This is a genomic window from Salegentibacter salarius (genome assembly GCF_900168265.1).
GTDB lineage: Bacteria > Bacteroidota > Bacteroidia > Flavobacteriales > Flavobacteriaceae > Salegentibacter > Salegentibacter salarius.
In genome coordinates, this window is sequence record NZ_FVZF01000046.1 from 1 (window position 1) to 2,023 (window position 2,023).

At 36.7% G+C, this 2,023-nt stretch carries 2 protein-coding genes; one reads left to right on the forward strand and one right to left on the reverse strand.

Annotation, left to right across the window (positions count from 1 at the left end; genetic code table 11):
• Positions 1-151 precede the first annotated feature (151 nt).
• A complete protein-coding gene (locus B5440_RS15660; RefSeq protein WP_057481794.1) occupies positions 152-328 on the reverse strand; it encodes a hypothetical protein in 177 nt (58 codons plus the stop codon).
• 181 nt (positions 329-509) lie between these two features.
• Here B5440_RS15660 and fumC point away from each other — a divergent pair, with 181 nt between their 5' ends.
• Positions 510-1,907, forward strand: a complete 1,398-nt coding sequence (gene fumC / locus B5440_RS15395) for a class II fumarate hydratase (RefSeq protein ID WP_070055009.1) — start codon at positions 510-512, stop codon at positions 1,905-1,907.
• The last annotated feature ends 116 nt before the right edge of the window (positions 1,908-2,023 follow it).

Here is a 2,023-nt window from a genome sequence, read left to right on the forward strand (position 1 = left end):
TTTATCATTAAGAATATCTACAAAAGAAGAAGCGCTTCTCTCACAAAAACTTTTATCAATAAAAAAGGCCATCTAAATACTTTTTAGACGGCCTCATTATATATTATCTAAAATTAAAGCATAAAAAAAGGGACATTAACTGTCCCTTTTTTTATGCTTTTTCTTCTTTCGCTTTTTTTCTTGCTGCTTTCTTTTCTTTAAGCAATTCTCCAACAGAACCGCCTATCCAATAGGGTAAAATAGCCATTAGGAAAATCATAAGCCAGAATCCCATGGTTAAAATAACCAGGAAAGCCAGAAAACCGAGGTATTGATCGAATTCGAACATAATTTCCAAAATTTTTTGATCTGGTCAAATATACTAAGCTTTGCTGGCTTATCACAATTAAATTTTCAGAAATTATAAAACCGCTGATTAAAATCAGGAAAATTAAAGGCTAAATTCTCTTTATTTATTCCTTTAAAATCCCGCTATCTTGTAAATTTGTGTAACAACTAATATAAAAATTATGAATTATAGAATAGAGAAAGATACTATTGGAGAAGTAAAAGTTCCGGCAGATAAACTCTGGGGTGCTCAAACCGAACGTTCCAGGAATAATTTTAAAATTGGGCCTGCTGGTAGTATGCCTTTAGAAATAGTTTATGGCTTTGCTTATCTTAAGAAAGCAGCCGCCTACACAAATTGTGAATTAGGAGTTTTACCAGTAGATAAAAGAGATTATATAAGCCAGGTATGTGACGAAATACTGGAAGGCAAACACGACGACCAGTTTCCGCTGGTAATTTGGCAAACCGGTAGCGGTACTCAAAGCAATATGAATGTAAACGAAGTTATTGCCAATAGAGCGCACCAATTAGCCGGTAATACTTTAGGCGAAGGTGATAAAACGCTTCAACCAAACGACGATGTTAATAAATCGCAATCTTCTAACGATACCTTCCCAACAGGAATGCATATCGCGGCCTATCAAAAAATAACAAAAGTAACGCTTCCCGGTGTGAAGCAACTACGCGATACTTTAAAGAAAAAATCAGAAGAGTTTAAGGAAGTTGTAAAAATTGGACGTACGCATTTTATGGATGCCACTCCCCTAACCTTAGGCCAGGAATTTAGTGGTTATGTTGCCCAGTTAGACCACGGAATTAAAGCTCTTGAAAGCACGCTTCCGCATCTATCTGAATTAGCGTTGGGAGGAACTGCAGTAGGAACCGGACTTAACACTCCAAAAGGTTACTCAAAAAGAGTATCTGAATTTATTGCTAAATTCACTGAACTGCCATTTGTTTCTGCGGGAAATAAATTTGAAGCGCTCGCTGCGCACGATGCTTTTGTGGAAACTCATGGTGCTTTAAAACAATTAGCCGTTTCCTTAAATAAAATAGGAAATGATATTAGAATGCTTTCTTCTGGACCACGAAGTGGAATTGGTGAGATCAATATCCCGGCTAATGAGCCAGGTTCATCTATTATGCCCGGAAAAGTGAATCCTACACAATGTGAAGCATTAACTATGGTTTGTGCCCAGGTAATGGGGAACGATGTTGCTATTAGTGTTGGTGGTATGCAAGGCCAGTTTGAGCTGAATGTTTTTAAACCGGTTATGGCAGCTAATCTTCTGCAAAGTGCAGAACTTATTGGCGATGCCTGTGTTTCTTTTGATGTTAACTGTGCAAAGGGAATTGAAGCTAACAAACCTCGAATCCAGGAACACTTAAATAATTCTTTAATGCTGGTAACTGCTTTAAACACTAAAATTGGCTACTATAAAGCTGCTGAAATTGCCAATAAAGCTCACGAAGATGGAACAACGCTGAAAGAAGCTGCGGTTGAATTAGGCCACCTTACCGAAGAAGAATTCGATGAATGGGTACAACCTAAAGATATGGTTGGAAATATTAAATAATTCCTTCTTACTTTATAAAACTAAAAAAGAGGCTGTCTGAAAAGGCAGCCTTTTTTGTTGTATTATTTTCTGGTTTTTAGTATTTTCATGTAATGAAAGCCAAAGCAGTATTTAAG